The 17443-nt window shown below is 44.2% G+C and carries 25 protein-coding genes; 13 read left to right on the top strand and 12 right to left on the bottom strand.

Going from position 1 to position 17443, the window contains the following annotated elements:
• Positions 1–12: 12 nt before the first annotated feature.
• The 3 genes from V4467_00945 to V4467_00955 are packed head-to-tail and all read left to right on the top strand — an operon-like array spanning position 13 to position 2317.
• Positions 13–789, top strand: a complete 777-nt coding sequence (locus tag V4467_00945; GenBank protein ID MES2087538.1) for a class F sortase — start codon at positions 13–15, stop codon at positions 787–789.
• Between the two features lie 30 nt (positions 790–819).
• On the top strand, positions 820–1614 hold the full coding sequence (locus tag V4467_00950) for a L,D-transpeptidase family protein (protein MES2087539.1): 795 nt from the start codon (positions 820–822) through the stop codon (positions 1612–1614).
• Positions 1615–1666: 52 nt separating this feature from the next.
• Entirely contained in the window at positions 1667–2317 is a 651-nt protein-coding gene (locus tag V4467_00955) for a C39 family peptidase (protein ID MES2087540.1), read from the top strand.
• Between the two features lie 18 nt (positions 2318–2335).
• Here the strand turns inward: V4467_00955 and V4467_00960 are convergent, their stop codons facing one another.
• Positions 2336–4207 (bottom strand): ABC transporter ATP-binding protein, encoded by a 1872-nt coding sequence (locus V4467_00960; GenBank protein ID MES2087541.1) that lies wholly within the window; start codon positions 4205–4207, stop codon positions 2336–2338.
• Between the two features lie 156 nt (positions 4208–4363).
• The gene (locus V4467_00965) at positions 4364–5029 is read right to left on the bottom strand and encodes a hypothetical protein (GenBank protein ID MES2087542.1); all 666 of its coding nucleotides are present in this window, start codon (positions 5027–5029) and stop codon (positions 4364–4366) included.
• 112 nt (positions 5030–5141) lie between these two features.
• Here V4467_00965 and V4467_00970 point away from each other — a divergent pair, with 112 nt between their 5' ends.
• Entirely contained in the window at positions 5142–5375 is a 234-nt protein-coding gene (locus tag V4467_00970) for a hypothetical protein (protein ID MES2087543.1), read from the top strand.
• A 302-nt stretch (positions 5376–5677) separates the two neighbouring features.
• Here the strand turns inward: V4467_00970 and V4467_00975 are convergent, their stop codons facing one another.
• The gene (locus V4467_00975) at positions 5678–6049 is read right to left on the bottom strand and encodes a hypothetical protein (GenBank protein MES2087544.1); all 372 of its coding nucleotides are present in this window, start codon (positions 6047–6049) and stop codon (positions 5678–5680) included.
• A gap of 107 nt (positions 6050–6156) precedes the next feature.
• On the opposite strand from V4467_00975, the gene V4467_00980 reads away from it, so the two are divergent.
• Genes V4467_00980 through V4467_00995 form a run of 4 tightly spaced genes read left to right on the top strand, consistent with a single transcriptional unit; the run spans position 6157 to position 7645 of the window.
• Positions 6157–6414, top strand: coding sequence for a hypothetical protein (locus V4467_00980; GenBank protein MES2087545.1), 258 nt, complete (start codon positions 6157–6159; stop codon positions 6412–6414).
• A 5-nt stretch (positions 6415–6419) separates the two neighbouring features.
• Complete coding sequence (locus V4467_00985) at positions 6420–6926, top strand: DUF6141 family protein (protein ID MES2087546.1); 507 nt, start codon at positions 6420–6422, stop codon at positions 6924–6926.
• A 36-nt stretch (positions 6927–6962) separates the two neighbouring features.
• Complete coding sequence (locus tag V4467_00990; GenBank protein MES2087547.1) at positions 6963–7241, top strand: hypothetical protein; 279 nt, start codon at positions 6963–6965, stop codon at positions 7239–7241.
• A gap of 11 nt (positions 7242–7252) precedes the next feature.
• Entirely contained in the window at positions 7253–7645 is a 393-nt protein-coding gene (locus V4467_00995; protein MES2087548.1) for a hypothetical protein, read from the top strand.
• 73 nt (positions 7646–7718) lie between these two features.
• Here V4467_00995 and V4467_01000 read toward each other — a convergent pair whose 3' ends face one another.
• The 5 genes from V4467_01000 to V4467_01020 all read right to left on the bottom strand — a co-directional run bounded on the left by V4467_01000 (position 7719) and on the right by V4467_01020 (position 10982).
• The gene (locus V4467_01000; GenBank protein MES2087549.1) at positions 7719–8306 is read right to left on the bottom strand and encodes a hypothetical protein; all 588 of its coding nucleotides are present in this window, start codon (positions 8304–8306) and stop codon (positions 7719–7721) included.
• 133 nt (positions 8307–8439) lie between these two features.
• Entirely contained in the window at positions 8440–9105 is a 666-nt protein-coding gene (locus tag V4467_01005) for a peptidoglycan-binding protein (protein ID MES2087550.1), read from the bottom strand.
• Between the two features lie 110 nt (positions 9106–9215).
• A complete protein-coding gene (locus V4467_01010) occupies positions 9216–9467 on the bottom strand; it encodes a GlsB/YeaQ/YmgE family stress response membrane protein (protein ID MES2087551.1) in 252 nt (83 codons plus the stop codon).
• 26 nt (positions 9468–9493) lie between these two features.
• Positions 9494–9853: a YggT family protein gene (locus V4467_01015; protein ID MES2087552.1), complete on the bottom strand. Its 360-nt coding sequence runs from the start codon at positions 9851–9853 to the stop codon at positions 9494–9496.
• Between the two features lie 37 nt (positions 9854–9890).
• Entirely contained in the window at positions 9891–10982 is a 1092-nt protein-coding gene (locus V4467_01020; GenBank protein ID MES2087553.1) for a hypothetical protein, read from the bottom strand.
• Between the two features lie 150 nt (positions 10983–11132).
• Between V4467_01020 and V4467_01025 the strand changes: the two genes are divergently transcribed.
• Positions 11133–11390 carry a hypothetical protein gene (locus tag V4467_01025; protein MES2087554.1) on the top strand — a complete coding sequence of 86 codons (258 nt, stop codon included), beginning with the start codon at positions 11133–11135 and terminating at the stop codon, positions 11388–11390.
• Positions 11391–11438: 48 nt separating this feature from the next.
• Here V4467_01025 and V4467_01030 read toward each other — a convergent pair whose 3' ends face one another.
• Positions 11439–12023 (bottom strand): PAS domain-containing protein, encoded by a 585-nt coding sequence (locus V4467_01030; protein ID MES2087555.1) that lies wholly within the window; start codon positions 12021–12023, stop codon positions 11439–11441.
• A gap of 249 nt (positions 12024–12272) precedes the next feature.
• Between V4467_01030 and V4467_01035 the strand changes: the two genes are divergently transcribed.
• Positions 12273–12794: an RNA polymerase sigma factor gene (locus V4467_01035; GenBank protein MES2087556.1), complete on the top strand. Its 522-nt coding sequence runs from the start codon at positions 12273–12275 to the stop codon at positions 12792–12794.
• A gap of 87 nt (positions 12795–12881) precedes the next feature.
• Entirely contained in the window at positions 12882–14015 is a 1134-nt protein-coding gene (locus V4467_01040) for a class I SAM-dependent methyltransferase (protein MES2087557.1), read from the top strand.
• Positions 14016–14059: 44 nt separating this feature from the next.
• Here the strand turns inward: V4467_01040 and yihA are convergent, their stop codons facing one another.
• On the bottom strand, positions 14060–14629 hold the full coding sequence (gene yihA, locus V4467_01045) for a ribosome biogenesis GTP-binding protein YihA/YsxC (GenBank protein MES2087558.1): 570 nt from the start codon (positions 14627–14629) through the stop codon (positions 14060–14062).
• A gap of 34 nt (positions 14630–14663) precedes the next feature.
• The gene (locus tag V4467_01050) at positions 14664–15110 is read right to left on the bottom strand and encodes a response regulator (GenBank protein ID MES2087559.1); all 447 of its coding nucleotides are present in this window, start codon (positions 15108–15110) and stop codon (positions 14664–14666) included.
• A gap of 152 nt (positions 15111–15262) precedes the next feature.
• Between V4467_01050 and V4467_01055 the strand changes: the two genes are divergently transcribed.
• Both V4467_01055 and V4467_01060 read left to right on the top strand, forming a co-directional pair.
• A complete protein-coding gene (locus V4467_01055) occupies positions 15263–15946 on the top strand; it encodes a hypothetical protein (protein MES2087560.1) in 684 nt (227 codons plus the stop codon).
• 7 nt (positions 15947–15953) lie between these two features.
• The gene (locus V4467_01060) at positions 15954–16895 is read left to right on the top strand and encodes a HAMP domain-containing sensor histidine kinase (GenBank protein MES2087561.1); all 942 of its coding nucleotides are present in this window, start codon (positions 15954–15956) and stop codon (positions 16893–16895) included.
• Positions 16896–16912: 17 nt separating this feature from the next.
• On the opposite strand, the gene V4467_01065 is transcribed toward V4467_01060, so the two are convergent.
• The gene (locus V4467_01065) at positions 16913–17410 is read right to left on the bottom strand and encodes a VIT1/CCC1 transporter family protein (GenBank protein ID MES2087562.1); all 498 of its coding nucleotides are present in this window, start codon (positions 17408–17410) and stop codon (positions 16913–16915) included.
• Positions 17411–17443: the final 33 nt, after the last annotated feature.

The raw sequence follows: 17443 nt of genomic DNA on the forward strand, positions 1-17443 counted from the left end.
AGGAGTCACACCATGTCTCCTACCCTTCACATTACTCGAGAGAAAAACCCGAAAGCAATTTCTGTTTCGGGTATTTTTCAGTGCATTTTTTCCGGACTACTATTTTTTCAATTGGCCATTGTAATCCTTGGTTTTAATTTTTCAAAAACGTCCTTCGAACCAGCTCAAGTCTTGTTTGCTAAAACACCGGCGGAAAAAATCGTCAGTAGCGGTCTTCCTCGAATTGCGAGAGTAGATCGAAAAGAGCCTGAGGTTCCGGTAAAAATTGCCGCCAAAAAAGTAACTCTTGCCACTTCGGACATTGTTCAAAAATTACCCGCGGCACGTCTGAAAATTCCAAAGATTACCGTTGATGCTTCTATTATAGACATGGGGCTGACAGAAAATGGCGCCATGGCCGTTCCAAACAATCGCGTGAACGTCGGTTGGTTTAGTCTTGGAACCCGTCCCGGCCAAACTGGAAGTGCCGTCATCGGAGCACACAATCGCTGGAATTCACAGGATGGAGTTTTTGCTCACCTTGATCAATTGGAAATTGGTGACATCGTCTCAATCGTAGACACAAGTGGCATCTCGATTTCTTTCGTAGTTCGAGATTTTAAAATGTACGACGCGACAGATACACACACAAATGATATATTTGAATCCGAGAACGGCGCTCACTTGAACCTGATCACCTGTAGTGGCGACTGGGATCCGGCGACAAAAAGTTTTGCCAAACGTTTGATTATTTTCACCGACCTCGTTGATACTCCGACAGCAATCGCCATGGTTCCACAAACACTGTAATCTTTTTCTACTTAACCGGCATATATGCTGATGAATCTAAAAAAACTACATTCAAACAAGCCCTTTTTCTACGGAAGTCTTGGCGTGGCAATTCTTTTGCTTATTGTTGCAGGGTTTTACATTCAAAAATTAATCACCTATTACGCAAATTCAACCGAGTACTTTGAAGTGCAAAACAGTTGCAATTTCGAATTCGTGGGAGATTGCGTCAACGTGCGATCTGGACCTGGAGAAAAATATTCTATTGTCACTCGCCTGCGCAATGGTGTGGTTCTCGAAGTTGCTGACAGAGTACAGCAAGATGGGCGTACCTGGTACAAAATTGGTTTCGGCCAAGAATTGATATATCCCGAGCGCGTCTCGGGTGGCTGGTATGTGGCGGCTGATCTTGTTCGTACATTTAGAAATGAAGGAGATGTCTTAATCAAAAAAGGAGAAGTTGCTACAACCAAGAAACGCATTGTGGTAGATCTTTCAGAAGAAAAACTTTTCGCCTACGACGGTGATCAGTTGTTTATGGAAGAATCAATTTCAACCGGACTTGATCTGACACCTACCGACCTCGGCACGTTCCAAATTTTCAAAATGACCCCAAGCCGATTTATGCAAGGACCAATTCCAGGTGTGAGCGATCAGGTCTACGACCTACCCGGAGTGCCTTGGGATTTATATTTTACGGGAAGTGGCGCGGCCATTCACGGCGCCTATTGGCACAACCATTTTGGAGAACAGTGGTCTCATGGCTGTGTTAATCTTCCCGTTGAAAGCGCCAAAAAGCTCTATTCTTGGGCCGAAATTGGGACAAAGGTTATTGTCCAAAATTAGACCACAAAAAAGCCTTGCTAACTAGGTCTCTATCTGAGATGCTGGATAGGTTATGTTCGTTGCAGTACCCCCAAATATTTTTCAAAATACTCCAGTTTCCACAGCACAGATTGAAACTGTGTTGCCCGAAGTGTATAAAAATTTTTCCCTCGCCGCTTCAACCTCAACTATTCCGGTAGTCCCCTTCTTTTCACAATTTAAAGATATTGCTTCTCCGACCTGGCAAAAAGTGGGTTGTGGTGTTGCGAGCTTGGCAATGGTAATTAATTATTTCGAACTAGATTCTGTATCGGTTACAACACTACTCAATCGAGGTATCGCCTCCGGCGCCTATCTGAAAAACGCCGGTTGGATTCACCAGGGTTTGATTGACCTATCGAAAAAATATGAGCTTGATGGAAAATCCTTCGACCTTTCAAAATTAGATTCGAAGGCTGCGCTTGCCGCATTTGAGAAAAATCTAAAAGATGGCCCCGTCATCGCGTCTGTCCATTACAAATTTGAACCGACCAATCCCATTCCACATCTTGTAGTAATTAACGCTATTGAAAATGGCATCGTCTACTACAACGACCCCGCCGCCAAAACTGGCGGAAAAACTATTTCCACTACAGATTTTCTCAAAAGCTGGAAAAAGAAATTCATCGCTATCAGACCAGTGCAACAAGTTGCAAAAGCAACGTCATTGACTCTGCATATCTAAATTTCGCCGTTTTGCAATTTATCCGTGCAACCCGATCTGCAACTCGAAAAGCCTCCGATATTCTCCGCCAGAAATTTTCAAAAGTTCGTCGTGATTGCCGTTTTCAATCAGTTTCCCCTCTTTGAAAACTAAAATCTTGTTGGCTTTTCGTACAGTACTCAAGCGATGCGCGATGATAAACGTAGTTTTGTCTTTCATCAAGACATCGAGTGAGTCGGTAATAATTTTCTCAGACCCCGCATCAAGCGCGGCGGTTGGCTCATCGAGGATTAAAATTCGAGGATTACGCAAGATGGCGCGAGCGATGGCCACACGCTGTTTCTGACCAACAGATAATTTAATTCCCCGCTGTCCCACCATCTGATTCCACTTGTCCGGAAATTTCTGAATGAAATCAAGGGCATGAGCTCGCTTGGCGGCGGCTTCCATCTGCTCGTTTGTCGCGTGGAAATTGCCGTACTTAATATTAGTTTTGATCGTATCGTTAAATAAAACAACTTCCTGCGGCACAACCGCGATTTGCGAACGATACGAATACAGATCGACAGCGTCAATCGATACACCGTCGATTGTGACTTTTCCCTCTGTAGGAAAATGATACGCAGACATGAGATCAATCAAGGTGCTTTTGCCGACACCCGACTCTCCGACGAGCGCAATCACCTCACCTGCTTGTACTTTGAAAGAAATGTCCGTGAGTACCGGTTTGCCATTTTCATACTGAAATGAGACGTGATCAAAAACAATATCTCCACGAACCGCGAACGGCTTTGATCCCGCCGGGTGATAATTTTCTGTCGGCAGGGCTAAAATCTTTTCCGTTTCTTGAATATTGATAACGCCGTTGTGAATTGTCTGCCAATTGCGCGCAAGTGTCATGAACGGCCCGAAGATCATGGCGGCGTAGGCGTTAAAGGCCAACAGTTCTCCGATCGTCATCGTGCCTTGGTGGATGTAGTAGATTGAAAAAAGAAAAATTAAAATTTGAGTGATAAGAATAATAACGCGCTGATACAAATTGAGTCCGCTCCATGCTTTTGTCAGCCGCATCCACAATGGAAGTGCCACCCGTGCGTTCTCGGCCATTTTGTTTTTTTCATATTCCTCGGCCGTCGCTTGTTTGATCGCCATGGTGTTATCGATCATTTCATAGGCATCGCCCCAAATGACATTGAATACTTTGTCATAATATTCTTTTTGATACTGACTCAAGGGTTGCACTTTTTTAGCAATAATAGCGGCGTAGAGCATGAGTCCCACCAAAAGAAACGCGGCCAAAACTGGTTTCAAAATAAAACCAATCACAAGCGCGATCACAATACTCAAAAGTTGCGGCGCCAAATCAATCACTACTCGGCCGGCAATAGTCTCGAGCGATCCGGCCGCATTATTTATTTTATTTCCAATCTCGCCAATTTTGTTGGTCTTATGAAAACTCATCGGTAAATTAACCAGGAAACTAAAACCTTTGGCCATGTAGTCGAGCCAAATATAATTGGAAAGATATTCACTCTTGATTTGAATTCGCCAGTCTATCGTTGAGGTAATCAATTGAACAGTCGCCCAAAGAATAAGAAGCGCAACGTAGAGCGGTAAAACAGCGCCAGAAATAGTTACCACACCGGGCGTGATGATCGCGTCAAAAAATCGACCAGCAATGTATGGCACAATACCGTTGCCGATTGCGGATAAAATACCGATGATACTGAGGATAATGATATCTTTGCGATAACTGGCGAGATATTTGAAAAGTACTTTAAATCCTGTGTACAGACTCTGTGCGGTAATTTTATCCTGTGGTTCTTTTGATTCTTCTTTTTTTTCAGATTCAGTCTCGGACTCTTTTGGCTCAACCACCACCTCTTCAGTTGTAGTATTTTGATTTTCCATGCAAACAATATATCGCAGATTGGCTTGAAATGAAAACTTTTTCTCGGATCGTGTTTTTTAAAAAATACTTTCGGCTTAATTTAGAGACCATGGTCTCTAAATTAAGCCGAAATAAAAAACTCCCGCGTGTAAACGGGAGTGTGACTTCCAAAAATGTTAGCGGATAGCTTCCAGCAGTCTTCGGGCGTCATGGACATGCCCGAGAAGAACCGGATCCTGCGTATGCGTTTGAATCTCCTCAAGGGTTGCCCGCACCCAGTCGCGGCCCCTGAACGAGCGTGTACGTCTCGATCTTTCGACAAGATAGGTCGCCACTTCGTCAATCGACACCTCAAACAACTCAGGGCCGGACTGGCCGACGCAAAGCTTCCTGAGACTTCGGTCTGGCCCCGCGAGAAATAGATTCTGATTTCTCCTCAATGCCCATGCCTCCAACTTTCTCGGTTGCTGGCGGGGGTGTCGGGTGTCACCTCGATCCGTGCCATGCCGCCAAAGTGGCTCATCGTTGTGGTTCTCCCCTCCCGGCCAAAAATAAATTTTTGTGGAAGAAACGAAGGGTTCCCCAAACCTGAGCTCATTGGTGTCGAAGGCCACGATGTAGCCATCAAACCGTTCCCGGCAATCGAGGGCAAGCTCACCTCTTCCGATTCCGGCAGACAAGATAAACCCGTCTTGAACGCTTGCTGGATGAAACCCAACAGCCAACTCAATGTGGCTTTGAAACTGAGGATTGATGGCGATAAAGCATCCATCATCTCTGAGTTCGAACGGAATTCCGGGAAAGAGTTGCCCACAAGCGATCCGGTAACAATTGCTATTCATAAAAATAAGACAGAACAAACTAGGTCGCAGAATACTGGATTGACAAGGGTTTGTCAATATTTCCTAGAACGAAAAAATTCACAGGTGACCTCTCGGTTGCTATACTTTCCAAATGCTAAAAGCCGTCATTTTTGATCTCAATGGAATTCTCATTCAAAGCCCAAAATTGAGCGAACGGTTTGAAAAAGATTTCGGAATTCCTGTTGCTACATTTCTGCCGAAACTTTCAGAAAATATGGAAAAAACCCGACAACCAGAAGCGGGCGGAAGTTTTCAATACTGGAAGCCTGTGTTGCAAGAATGGAAAATCAATTTGTCGGAACAAGAATTTTGGGACTATTGGTAAAAGAGCCAGTTCACAATCTAACCGCAACGGTAAGTGCGAAACAGAGCTTGCCTGCTAAAACTTCAAAATTTCGGCTGCAAATCACCCACTTCTCGTCAACGTATCTCGATATGTTTCCTCGAATTGTCTGATTTTCGCACGAAATTTTGAAGTTTTATCTAGGCATTAGATTGTTCACTGGCTCTTAGGCTGAAACCGTCTCAAAAACGATGATTGATTTTTGTAAAGAACTGCGTGCGAAATTTCTTACCAATGAAAAATCCCCGCGAAAATGATGTCGCGAGGATACGAAACGCAGAAGCTTAAAAAAGCATCTTCGGCAGAGGTTTGAAACCAAGATCTCGATAGATAGCGAAATACGCGCTGGTGTTGTTCATGCCCAAAGTTTGGGTCTGTCCATCTACGTCGACAGAAGTTGTGTCATCGGGATCGCCGACACGATCGGGGTTTGCCCGCCACGTTGCTTCCCGCTCCTTGAAAAGAGTCATGATTTGGGGAAACGTCGGTCGCTTCTCTGGTTTGAAAAGCGCTGAGCGCTCGAAAATTCGGACCGCCGCGACGCGCCCATCTGAAACAAACGGGATCAAAAAGACAACGATTTGCAGAACCTCCTGCGGGGTGTATTTGCGACTAAGATCCTCAATCAGGATTGAACTAAATGCTTGTGTGTTCATGTTTTTTGGGAATGTGCCTAGCAAAAACTTCTACATATGAATATATCAGTATTGTCTTTTTTGTAAACCTTGTTGAGAACCCATCAAAATGAGATACTGTTATTACAATGCCTCAGAAAAAATCCACCGCAAAATCAAATATCGTATATCACAAAGACGGTAGTATCTGGGCCAAGGGCAAAATGGTTAACGGAGTTTCTGATGGGTATTGGAAATGGTTTCGAAAACCCACCAAAACGGGCGGTGCAATCGGCATGATCATGCGTTCTGGTCATTTCAAAAAAGGGAAACAGGTTGGCGAGTGGATTACGTATGACAAGGCGGGAAAAATTTACAAAGTTACTACTATCAAAATCACAAAGTAACTAAAATGGAAAACGAAATTTTATTTGCCGAGACTCAAAAGTTTAAACAGTGGTGGCTGTGGATTTTACTTGCGGGTATTCCGGTACTGTTCTTTTTTGGCGCGTATGCGCAAATAGGATTAGGAATACAACTGAGCGACAAACCGATGACTGATACTAAAATTATACTGGCTTCTCTGTTTTGTCTCCTGCCTCTCGTGTTGTTTTATAGTTTCAAACTTGAAACCGAAATTAAACTCGATGGTTTGTATGTTCGCTTCTTCCCGCTTCACATCACTTTTCGAAAATACGCCTGGCCAAAAATGACCAAATGTTTCGTCCGACAATACAAACCCGTTCGCGAGTACGGTGGCTGGGGTTTGCGTGGGCTTGGTAAAAAACGAGCGCTCAGTGTTTCGGGCGATCAGGGGTTACAACTCGAATTTGTAAGCGGCAACACACTACTCATTGGAACGGCTAAGCCCGCGGAACTGACAGAGGTACTCAAAAAAATAGGAAAGCTAAAACAGTAGAGCGGTATTTACTAAATTTGTGCTACAATTTAAACAATGGAAACCTTAATGAAAGCTGATATTTTCTTTTTTATCACAGGGATAGCTGTAATAGTTTTAGCCCTTCTTACGGCTATACTTATGTACTACTTAATAAAGGCGGCGAAGAATCTGTATTCTTTGACCGAAACTATTAAAAATGGAGTTAAAGAATCTGAAGAGTTTATTATGGACATCAAGGATCGTTTTGACAGCAACATGATTTTGAGAATGTTCTTCCCTGCTTCGCGCAGAAAAAAGCGAGCAACCGTAAAAGAAGCCGAAGTTAAAAGCTAATCTTAAAAAATATGCAAAAGAAAAAAGTAGAAGAAGGATCGGGTGCAATGAAATTAGGAATGATTGGCGTGGGTTTGGCCGGCCTTGCCGCTACCGCCTATTTTTTCCTCAGCCCAAAAGCTAAACAGCATCAGAAACATGCTAAGGCTTGGGCGATCAAAATGAAAGGCGATGTTATTGAAAAACTTGAACAAGCAAAAGAAGTCAGCGAACCAGTCTACCGTGAAATTATCGATTCAGTTTCCAAAGATTATGAAAAAGGCATGAAAGCCACGAAGGAAGAAATTGCTGAATTGGCTGAGGATTTGAAAAAGCATTGGAATACTATCAGTGCCACGGCTATGAAAGCCAAAAAAGAAGTGGTGAAGGGTGCGGGACGAGTGGCAAAAAAGGCGGGGCTTTAGTCCCGACGCGAAGACGGTCGGGATCCCGAACTCCGAGTACGGAGCATCGGGATTTTAAAAATAAAAAAGAGGTTCACGCGTGAACCTCTTGCGGCGAATTATTCTTAGGCTTAGTCACTCTGTCTGACCGACTAATGGAGATGCGCCGACCTCTTGGCGGCGGTTCGGGTGCATCTTCGGACAAGTTGATGCCGAGAAAGCGCGCAAGACTTGCTCTAGCACTTGAAACCTCAGGGAAACTCTTGTACCACGCTCTCCACTGCGCATCCGTGGCTTTGCTGTAGATTAGAGTGCCTAGCGGTCCTCGGTTGATCCCTACCTTGAAGACGAGATCTCGCCACTGCTCTGGCTCAAGTGGCAAAGCGCCAATGTGAGCAAGTGTGAAAGCTGTCCGTTTGGTAGTCGGTGCCCGAAAGTGCAACTTAGCCCAATGCGCAGGCGTAGTGGCTAAGGACACGGCCTTGCTCCACAAGAGAAGCTCGAGCCTTCTCTGGCCACAAAGCTCGTCGATGAGATCGAGGCACCGATCGAATGTACCCGCAGACAGAACCATCTTGCGAACCTGTGCCCGACTGAACTGCGTTTGCCGACCGGCAGGATTCACTCTTGCCCGCTTCTGCTCCGGTGACTTATCGAAAACTGAATCAAATGGAATTGCCATGACTTTTTCCTCCAACGTTTCTTAATTGATACTATAATTATCGAAAGCTATTGTAAAGCAAGAAAAAATGCCCCGTTCGCTCTGCGAACGGGGCATTTTTTTTAACTAAACTCTAGTCAGACTTCACTTCAAACTATTGAGTGCGGAACGTTGATGGAAGCGTGATGCTCACATTTCCAGAAGCGTCCGTAACATAGATCAAGTAGTAATACGTCGTAGCAGATTGCAAACCAGACAATACTACATTTTGAGAAGTTCGGAGAGAACTATCGGTCATAGCGGTGTTACCACTGACATCAACCGTGTGCGGATTTTCATAGGTTGTAAGTGGTGTGGCACTGAAATATACAACTCCCTTTGCAAACTCGCTGGTGTTCCAAGAAACACTAGCGCTACTACTTGTTGTATTTACTCCAACACTTGAGATCACTGGTGCGTAGATATCTGCTCCGGTACTAACTCCCCCACCCATTTGGGCATTAAGAGCGGCAAGCGTCACAGGACCAACGCGTCCAACACTAGCGATACCGTTACGAGTTTGAAAATTCGCAACAGCAGCACTGGTCAATGCGCCGAAATAACCCGAAACGATTCCTTGGGGATAGAGTGATGGATCTTTAGCGAGAAACAATTGAAGTGCAGAAACATCGCTTCCCGACATACCAATATCGAGCTGGCGATTGAGCACTGCGGCGTGAGTGAGGAAAGGAATTGCGAAAGCCATGAAAGCTACCGCAACCAACCCAACTTGGACAAGAACATAATTCGATACTTTAGAAAAAGTTATGCTATTTGTCATGTTATTTTTTTTAATTTTAATTAATTTTTATTGTAATATACGCGTTCGACCACTTTCAGTACCTACCCCATATTTGCCGTTTGCACGACAGTAATATTACAGGATTTGTACTACGCTCGTCGCAAAAATTTCACCGCGGCAATAAGTAGAACTGACCCGAGAATTGCCACCAAGAAGCTATAGAGATTAAACCCTGAAACATCGCTTCCGCCAGTAGCAGTCATAATCCAACCTCCGATGACTGCGCCCACAATACCGACGATCACATTGAGCACAATTCCCTGCTGTGCGTCCGTATTCATAATGAGAGACGCTACCCAACCGACGATACCCCCGAAAATAATCCAAAGTATAATTCCCATATATTTTTAATTAGCTTGTAAACTCTTTACGCCTCCTCTTCGTGATTCAATTTTACTGCGGCTTCCGGCGTAGAAACCGTTTTACCCATCACGAACATTTTGATAATTCCCATCGCCACAATCCAGTAGACAAGCATCGCGAGAAGTGTCGTCCATTCGAAGACACTGCCCTCAACGCTGGTAACACGAAATACGTTGAGAAATGGGGCTGAAAAAATATACGTGGTGGAATAAATGAATTGAGTAAACCCTGCGCCAGCATTTGCTCCAAGAAGTTTCAAGACAAATCGAAAGACAAGTAACACTTCAATGAGACCGAGAATGTACCAAACAATCTGCGTCCCTCGATACAATGGTTTAGTTGTCGGTGAATTAAATGAATCCATAAATTTTGAAGTGAATTAAAATTGACGAGAATAAATTTTATTTTGTTCTAAACGTCACCTTATCTCCACGGACAGTACCTGAAGTGTTTTGTGCAACCAGTCGGAAATAATAATTGGTTTTACCAACGAGACCAGAAATGTTCTCGGCAACCGTTTTGTTTCCCGTGCTAACGCCAAGAGTTTTTTGGGGTGTAGTTCGGAGTAACACTGAACCTAAGAGCGAATCGGTGCTGTACTCAAACCAATAGGTGACTTCTTCACCGTTTGGATTGACCGTTCCGTTAAGACTTGCGGTTGAAGTGCCGACAGCGGTTGCAGAATTTGTGTTAACAGTCGGCAATGCTGGGCCAGCCGTTTTAAAGTTTAGAATTGCGCCGTTGACCGTACCGAATTGATTTTGTGCATTGAGTCGGAAATAGTAGGTTGTAGATGGAGTGAGATCAGAAAGTGAAATTGATACTGGCACTTTAGTTGATCCGTCACTTGCCGATTGAAAAGCGGTCACTCTTCCTAGGTCAGCACTTGTACCGAACTCAAACCAATACTGCGTAGCGGCCGAATTAGGATTCACTTCCCCATTTAGATTACTCGTAGTTCTTGATACTCCGCCAGCTGCAAGAGTTTTCGTAGTTGGTGCACTACCTACAGGCGCTGGATTGCCATGAGTTGTTTGAAATGAATATTGAGCACCTGAAACTCTACCGAATTGATTTTCAGCTGTTAATCGGAAGTAATACGTCGTATCTTTCGCTAAACCGGTGATGTAACCGGGAGCTGAAATCGAAACGAAACCTCCCCCAAGAGTTTGTTTTGGAGTCGTAAATGTATTGCTCATATTAGACGAAAGACTGTACTCGTACCAATAACTGGTGAAGGCGCCATTTGGAGTAACACGACCATTAACGACTGCGGTTGTGTCAGAAGGCGTGACACCAACATTAGTAATCACCACCGGGAGTCCAGCCTTTTGTACTACTGGAGTCGGTGTTGGAGTTACTGGGGTAGAAGGTGTCGGAGTTACTGGTGTGCCATCCGATGGAGTAGTGCTATCTTTGGTTGCGAAAAAAATGATTCCCCCGATAACAACAACGGCAACAACTGCTCCTACAATAGCTTTGGTTCCATTCATATTTTTTTTATTAAAATTTTTAACTGATAACGCTCACATAGAATAAGACGTCCGAAGGGTTAACACATTACAGTCCATAAACGTACTGTAATATTTTGTGATGATGGCCGTCTGCAAAGGTAACAAATATTATTAATATTTTATAAAAACATGACAACAATCATCAACACACCGCCACAAAATCAAAGCCCAGAAAGTACTGGAGCAGGAATTCTTATTGGTATTACAATCGTCATCTTGCTTGCCATCCTCTTCTTCTTGTTTGGCCTGCCCTATTTACGCAATCAACCAGCAACAGAAACTCCAGCCAAACCAGCCGCCTCTGTTGGTGCCGTTCTCAACATGGATACACCAAATAACTCTTCCGGTTCAAATACTGACGGGGTGGGAATGAAAAGTTCTTACTAAATACTAAAAAATACTCCCGCCGCGCTTTGCGCGGCGGGAGTATTTTCTTTACTTAGCTGCAACCTTCACCTTGAGCTCCTCGATTTGTTTTTTCAATTCTGTAATAGAGATTTCCAGCTTTTGAGTTCTTGCAGAATGTTTGCTTTCAAACTGATTAACGTGTCCCGCCAACTGTTCAGCAACCGCGATCATTTCTGTAATATCTTCCATAGCGAGAAGAATTATCGGCGGAAAAAGTTCAGAATCTCCAGAGCCAACTCCGGTAACAAATCGTGAATGAATTTGTCTCGCATTTAATATCATCACCCTTGATCCGATAACGGGAAATTCATGAGCAACTTCAAATCCTTTGAAAAAAGTGTGCTTCGGTAAAATATCTTCGAGCAGTTTCCGGAGGGACGCAATATTCCACTGACCGTTGCCGAGCTCATAGACAATCTTCCCTTCCGTCTCTTTTTGGGTGACTTGAAACATTCTATAGAAAGGCTCATTAGCCGCCATTACTTTAAAATTTTTATCCAAAATCAATACCGGTTCTCTCACCACATCAACCACCGTTTTAATGTACGTCCAACTTTCTTCCCACAATCGCTCAAAAAAATCAGGTCCGATTTTGTTTTTATTTTTATCCATAGTTCCCTAGCCGTTTGATGTCTAAAGTTATTGCAAAAAAAATCCTAGCTATGTTTTGTAAATCCTGCTACACTCTATATTCAGGAACCTACTCTTCAGCACACTGCACTACGCAGTGTAATGAACCAGAACTAAATCTGAGAGACTCCCCATAAACTCTCGAGGGAAAAATACAGCACCGAGCACAAACTGCCGAGTGACTGTAATAATTTCATAACCAAAAGCCGCTTGAAACGGCGATTATATATAATGACTCCAAAAGAAAAAATAGACCGACAAGAAATCTTGAGCGTGGCTCATACTGATTTTCAAAAGGGTCTCAACGCCCACGCTTTTTTCAAGATCAGCAATCGCGCCTTGAGCGAAGACTTGGTGCAAATCACCTTCATGAAAACCTGGGTCTACCTCGTCAAAGGCGGAAAAATCGACATCATGAAAGCCTTTCTCTACCACATTTTGAATCACCTGATCGTCGACGAACATCGGAAACATAAAACCACCTCGCTCGACGTCCTTATCGAAGAAGGTTTTGAACCCGCAGCCACCAACGACACCGAGCGTCTCTTAAATTTTCTCGACGGCAAAGGAGCCATTCTTTTAATCGCGCGTCTTCCCGAACCGTACAAAAAAATTATGCGGATGCGCTACGTCCAAGACCTGACACTCAAAGAAATGTCACTCATCACTGGTGAGTCAAAAAACACTATGGCAGTGCAAGCTCATCGAGGACTCGAGAAACTAAAATTGCTGTATTCGAACGCCCTAGCGTAAAGAAAAAATTGATTTTTTATAGCAATTGCCTTTCTTAAAGGCTTGGATTATCATAAAAATTAGACACCTTGAAACTAGGAAAATCACATGAAAAGCAGAGAACAAATGGTCGAGTCATTGACTCATGCTGGAATTGCACTCCGCGGCCCTCGAGATCCTTTTGAGGGTTCGACTGTGAGAATTAACGACAATCGCACCTGGAGCCAGGTGGCACTTTGGGGGACTCGCGGGCTTGCGCGAGCCTACGAAAATGGTTGGTGGGACTGCGAGCGGCCCGATGTTGTTGTAGAGAAAGCTGTACAACACGGGCTTGACTCGAAACTGTTTTCATCATCACTCAGTGACCTTGCCTTGAAGATCAGGGCGGCACTGTTTAACTTGCAGAGCAGGGCGAGAGCGTTCGTTGTCGGAGAGAAACATTACAATGCCGGTAACACACTTTTCGAAACCATGCTCGGGAAACATCCGCTCTACAGTTGTGCTTACTGGAGTGGCACACCTCGCGCGCAGACCCTCGATGATGCCCAGGAAGCCAAGCTTCATTTGATCTGCCGGAAACTCAAGTTGAAAAGGGGCGATCATATTCTCGACATTGGCTGTGGTTTCGGGGAACTTCTCCGATTCGCCCACGAGCACTATGGTGTCACGGGAGTTGGAATCACCATCTCGAAGGAGCAGGCGAAATTCGCACGGAAACTTGTCCATGGCTTGCCGATTGAAATTTGGGAGGTTGACTACCGCGACTTGCAAACAAGCCGAAAGTTTGACCGTGAGGTTTCGGTGGGTATGTTTGAGCATGTCGGGCAGAAAAATCACCGGGCGTTTTTTGAGATGGCACAACGTCACCTCAAACAAGACGGCCTGTTCCTACTTCACACCATCACTGGCAGTGGTGAAGCCGATCCGTTTCTCAACGATGACATTTTTCCGGGGAGCGTCGTGCCGAGCCTAAAACAAGTCGAGCGGTCCGCGCAGCAAAGGTTTAAGCGTCTCGACCTTCACGAGTTTGGACGCGACTATGATCCAACCTGTTGCGAGTGGGAAAAAAATCTCAGCCATGGATGGACGCGTATCGCGCACCTGTACAACAACGACGAAAAGTTTTTGCGCAGGTGGCGTCTCTATCTCTTGATGTCAGCCGGACTTTTCCGAGCAGGGAAAACCAGCGTGGCACAATTCGTCCTTTCCAACTGTGACTTTTCTTACGATCCGGTTCGGTAATTTAGTTTCGGCCCCGATTCGCAAAGCGAATCGGGGCTTTTCTTTTAGCTAAAAATCCACTCCAAAATTTCTTCCCTCCCCTCTTTGGTTTTAGCTGAACAGGGAACAATCTTCAATCCTGGAATTTTTTCAGAAATTTCCCGCAATTGAACACTGCGTTCTTTTTGATTGAGCGAATCAATTTTATTCGCGACCACCAAAACCTCTCTGCCGTGTTCAGAAAGTAACCGAAGCATTTCAAGATCCATCGCGCTTGGCCCAACTTTACTATCGAGCACCAAAACTACTTTTCTTTTCGCAATCTCAATCCCGAGAAGATACCACTGAATCATTTTGCTTAGTTGGTCGCGCCGTTCAATCGACATGCGAGCAAAACCGTATCCCGGAAGATCAACAAAATAGCAATTGTTGTTTATGAGAAAAAAATTTATTTCTTGAGTCTTGCCCGGAGTTTTTCCGGAACGAACCAAATCCACCCGATTGAGAAGGGCGTTCATAAGACTCGACTTACCCACATTTGATCGCCCGACAAAAGCCACCTGAGGATGAGGCTCAAGTAAAATATCATCGGTTCCCCGTATACTTTTTTTAAACTCCGCGGATTTTATTTCCATGTCGGTGATTACAGTACGAATCGTGAATCAAAAATTAGTGTGAATCGAGAAACATCTTCTTGACGTGCTCGACAATACTCATTGGCGTCACTAAAGCCTTAGTCAAGAATGAAGCGTTCAAACTTTTTGCCCTTTCGCGATCCTGAACCTGATCGGTGTTTGAAACGATGAGGACTGCTAGATTTTTTGTAACAGGATCCTTTCGCAAACTTTCAAGCAAGTCGAGGCCGTTGACCCCCGGCAAAAAGATATCAAGCACCAACAAATCAGGAACGTCACTCTTAATTATCTCTTGTGCACCATCTCCCCGGTCAATCAAAAAAACCTTCATGCCAGACTGCTGTAGGTGTTTTGCGAGCAACTTGCCCAAAAAGACGTCATCTTCAACAATCACCACTTTTTTTCCAGAAATTACCGAATTATCGATAATATTTTTCGGATCATCCGAGAAACTGTTGCCAATGCTTGAATTTTCAGCCATAAGTTTAAATTAAATTGGAGTAACGTTTGATTTTGATAACCCTATTATTCTATCACTTCTAAAATTTATCGCACCTAGGCGCTGTAGTTACCCACTTGTGCCGCAATAGAGCGGGGATTACAATATTAGCTATTAGAAGTAATCTACATTTTATGGATAATATGATGATGATGGAGTCGACGGGACCTATGATCGGGATTTTTCATTTTGAGGTTTTTTTGATGCTCGCTTCGGGGGTGTTTTACCTCATCTGCGCAGCCCTCTTGTGGAAACCGTTCCGCCAAGAAAAAAATGAATTGATCGGAGCCTTGTTTGCCTTCCTCGTCTATCAGGCGATCAGCATGTTCTTTATGGGAATGGAAATGCAAACCATGAACATGGTGTACAGCAACATCTCGAGCCTCGCGGTCTTTATCGGATCGGCCTTCATGCTCAAATTCCCTCTCAGTTCGTTCTCAGCCAGCACCAGAAAAATTGGTTTTCTTCTCTCGCTCATTGCCGTCTTGGGACTGTTCGCTTGGTTTATTCAGACCGAGGAAAGAGAAATGATGCTCATGAGTTTTACCCTCTGGTACGACATTGCTATCAACGGAATTATTGTCGGTGGTTCAATTATCGCCCTTGGTATAAACGCAGAACGCTGGATGCGCGTAAAAGCTTTCGGTGGAGGTTCAGGTGTTGTTGCCTGTTGTGTCCTTGCTAACGCCACTATGATTGGCGGCGCCATTCTAACTAGTTCAGTATTTCAGTTCGCCGCACCAGTTCTCATTCTAGGATCTCTTACCTACGCTCGAAAAAAACAAGCTGAAGAATCTCGAATGCAACCTGCAAACTAAGGATTTCATGGCTGAAAAAGTTGAAAAAATAATTTTTTACATCCTCGGAGGTGTCGGCGGGGCTGTCTTAGGATTCATCGTCCTTTCTTTCCGCATGTCCTACTTCGCCAACGAAAATCACTCGTTCGTCGTTGCCATTACATCTCTCATTGGTGTTCTGGTTTCTATCATTTTTGTTAATTACGAAAAACAAAAAACTCTCAAAACAAACAGCGCTGTGCGAGATGAAACTGTTGCTCTCATCACCCATGAAATGAAAACGGGACTCACCTCAACTGGCTGGGCCATCGAAATGATTCTTCAAAATTACGGAAAAGCCATAACTGAAGAAGACAAAAAAATGCTTGAAGGTGTCGTCAATTCGATTTACACGACCATCATGCACTCGGTTAACCTGCTCGACGTCAGTTTGCTCGACATAGGAAAATTGAAAATATCACTGGAAAAATTTGACCTCAAGGAAATCGAGCAAAACCTCAAAGAAACTATCGAAAAATACGCCTTCGGTGCGCAAAAGAAAGGTATACATCTCACCTCGGAAATCCACTTGAACCACGAGAGTTTAGTTGAGGTGGATTTACTGCGCCTACGCATTATTCTAGAAAATCTTTTGGAAAATGCTTTGCAATATACACTTGGTGACATTCGAGAAATCGCGGTGCACATCGGCAACGATGAAAAAACCTTGAACATTTCAGTCAGTGATAGCGGTATCGGCATTCCCGAAGCTGAAAAAGAAAAAATTTTCTTAAAATTTTTCCGCGCCAGCAACGCCAAAAAAGAATTAAACAGCGGTAGTGGCATTGGACTCTATATGACCGATCAATACATCAAAGCCCACCGAGGTTCTATTCGTTTCGAAACAGAACTCGGCAAAGGAACAACCTTCTACGTTTCCATACCACTTAAAACTGCGGCGAATGTCGGCGAATTTCTAACAAAAATTTAAAATTGAGAATGCAGGCGTTACGCGCTGCCAATTAATAGTCCCGCCACAAGAACAAGTGCTCCTCCGAAAACCACTTGCACCACTGAAAGCCAAAAGCTGGTTTTAAAATAGCGATATCTAATGTAGGCGATAGCCACGAGCTCGATACCAACAACAATGTAGGCGAGGTAGAGCGCGAGATGTAAATTGGAAATAAGAAAAGGCAAGGTGTGTAAAATGCCTCCCAGAAAAGTCATTGAACCGATGATGAGTCCCCGAATAAAAGGATGACCGCGACCGGTGTGCTCCCCATTGTCTGAAAGAGCCTCGGCAAATGCCATACTGATAGCCGCACCCGTAGCCGCAGAAGCACCAATCAAAAAAGCTAATCGAGGACTGCTCGTCGCATAGGCGGCAGCAAAAATTGGCGCAAGCGTTGATACCGAACCGTCCATAAGTCCCGCGAGCCCTGGCTGAACCACCTTGAGCAAAAAAGCTCGGTCGATATGTTCTTGGGATTGTGTCTGTGATTCCATACTATTTTTATCGTTTTAGTATAGCAATTCGAT

The sequence above is a fragment of the Patescibacteria group bacterium genome (assembly GCA_040390045.1).
Classification (GTDB): domain Bacteria; phylum Patescibacteriota; class Minisyncoccia; order Phycocordibacterales; family SIBU01; genus SIBU01.

What these genes read in the sequence shown, in the direction of transcription:
- V4467_00945 (MES2087538.1), top strand. Translation starts at nt 13, where the DNA reads ATGTCTCCTACCCTTCACATTACTCGAGAGAAAAACCCGAAAGCAATT.
- V4467_00950 (MES2087539.1), top strand. Translation starts at nt 820, where the DNA reads ATGAATCTAAAAAAACTACATTCAAACAAGCCCTTTTTCTACGGAAGT.
- V4467_00955 (MES2087540.1), top strand. Translation starts at nt 1,667, where the DNA reads ATGTTCGTTGCAGTACCCCCAAATATTTTTCAAAATACTCCAGTTTCC.
- V4467_00960 (MES2087541.1), bottom strand. Translation starts at nt 4,207, where the DNA reads ATGGAAAATCAAAATACTACAACTGAAGAGGTGGTGGTTGAGCCAAAA.
- V4467_00965 (MES2087542.1), bottom strand. Translation starts at nt 5,029, where the DNA reads ATGAATAGCAATTGTTACCGGATCGCTTGTGGGCAACTCTTTCCCGGA.
- V4467_00970 (MES2087543.1), top strand. Translation starts at nt 5,142, where the DNA reads ATGCTAAAAGCCGTCATTTTTGATCTCAATGGAATTCTCATTCAAAGC.
- V4467_00975 (MES2087544.1), bottom strand. Translation starts at nt 6,049, where the DNA reads ATGAACACACAAGCATTTAGTTCAATCCTGATTGAGGATCTTAGTCGC.
- V4467_00980 (MES2087545.1), top strand. Translation starts at nt 6,157, where the DNA reads ATGCCTCAGAAAAAATCCACCGCAAAATCAAATATCGTATATCACAAA.
- V4467_00985 (MES2087546.1), top strand. Translation starts at nt 6,420, where the DNA reads ATGGAAAACGAAATTTTATTTGCCGAGACTCAAAAGTTTAAACAGTGG.
- V4467_00990 (MES2087547.1), top strand. Translation starts at nt 6,963, where the DNA reads ATGGAAACCTTAATGAAAGCTGATATTTTCTTTTTTATCACAGGGATA.
- V4467_00995 (MES2087548.1), top strand. Translation starts at nt 7,253, where the DNA reads ATGCAAAAGAAAAAAGTAGAAGAAGGATCGGGTGCAATGAAATTAGGA.
- V4467_01000 (MES2087549.1), bottom strand. Translation starts at nt 8,306, where the DNA reads ATGGCAATTCCATTTGATTCAGTTTTCGATAAGTCACCGGAGCAGAAG.
- V4467_01005 (MES2087550.1), bottom strand. Translation starts at nt 9,105, where the DNA reads ATGACAAATAGCATAACTTTTTCTAAAGTATCGAATTATGTTCTTGTC.
- V4467_01010 (MES2087551.1), bottom strand. Translation starts at nt 9,467, where the DNA reads ATGGGAATTATACTTTGGATTATTTTCGGGGGTATCGTCGGTTGGGTA.
- V4467_01015 (MES2087552.1), bottom strand. Translation starts at nt 9,853, where the DNA reads ATGGATTCATTTAATTCACCGACAACTAAACCATTGTATCGAGGGACG.
- V4467_01020 (MES2087553.1), bottom strand. Translation starts at nt 10,982, where the DNA reads ATGAATGGAACCAAAGCTATTGTAGGAGCAGTTGTTGCCGTTGTTGTT.
- V4467_01025 (MES2087554.1), top strand. Translation starts at nt 11,133, where the DNA reads ATGACAACAATCATCAACACACCGCCACAAAATCAAAGCCCAGAAAGT.
- V4467_01030 (MES2087555.1), bottom strand. Translation starts at nt 12,023, where the DNA reads ATGGATAAAAATAAAAACAAAATCGGACCTGATTTTTTTGAGCGATTG.
- V4467_01035 (MES2087556.1), top strand. Translation starts at nt 12,273, where the DNA reads ATGACTCCAAAAGAAAAAATAGACCGACAAGAAATCTTGAGCGTGGCT.
- V4467_01040 (MES2087557.1), top strand. Translation starts at nt 12,882, where the DNA reads ATGAAAAGCAGAGAACAAATGGTCGAGTCATTGACTCATGCTGGAATT.
- yihA (MES2087558.1), bottom strand. Translation starts at nt 14,629, where the DNA reads ATGGAAATAAAATCCGCGGAGTTTAAAAAAAGTATACGGGGAACCGAT.
- V4467_01050 (MES2087559.1), bottom strand. Translation starts at nt 15,110, where the DNA reads ATGGCTGAAAATTCAAGCATTGGCAACAGTTTCTCGGATGATCCGAAA.
- V4467_01055 (MES2087560.1), top strand. Translation starts at nt 15,263, where the DNA reads ATGGATAATATGATGATGATGGAGTCGACGGGACCTATGATCGGGATT.
- V4467_01060 (MES2087561.1), top strand. Translation starts at nt 15,954, where the DNA reads ATGGCTGAAAAAGTTGAAAAAATAATTTTTTACATCCTCGGAGGTGTC.
- V4467_01065 (MES2087562.1), bottom strand. Translation starts at nt 17,410, where the DNA reads ATGGAATCACAGACACAATCCCAAGAACATATCGACCGAGCTTTTTTG.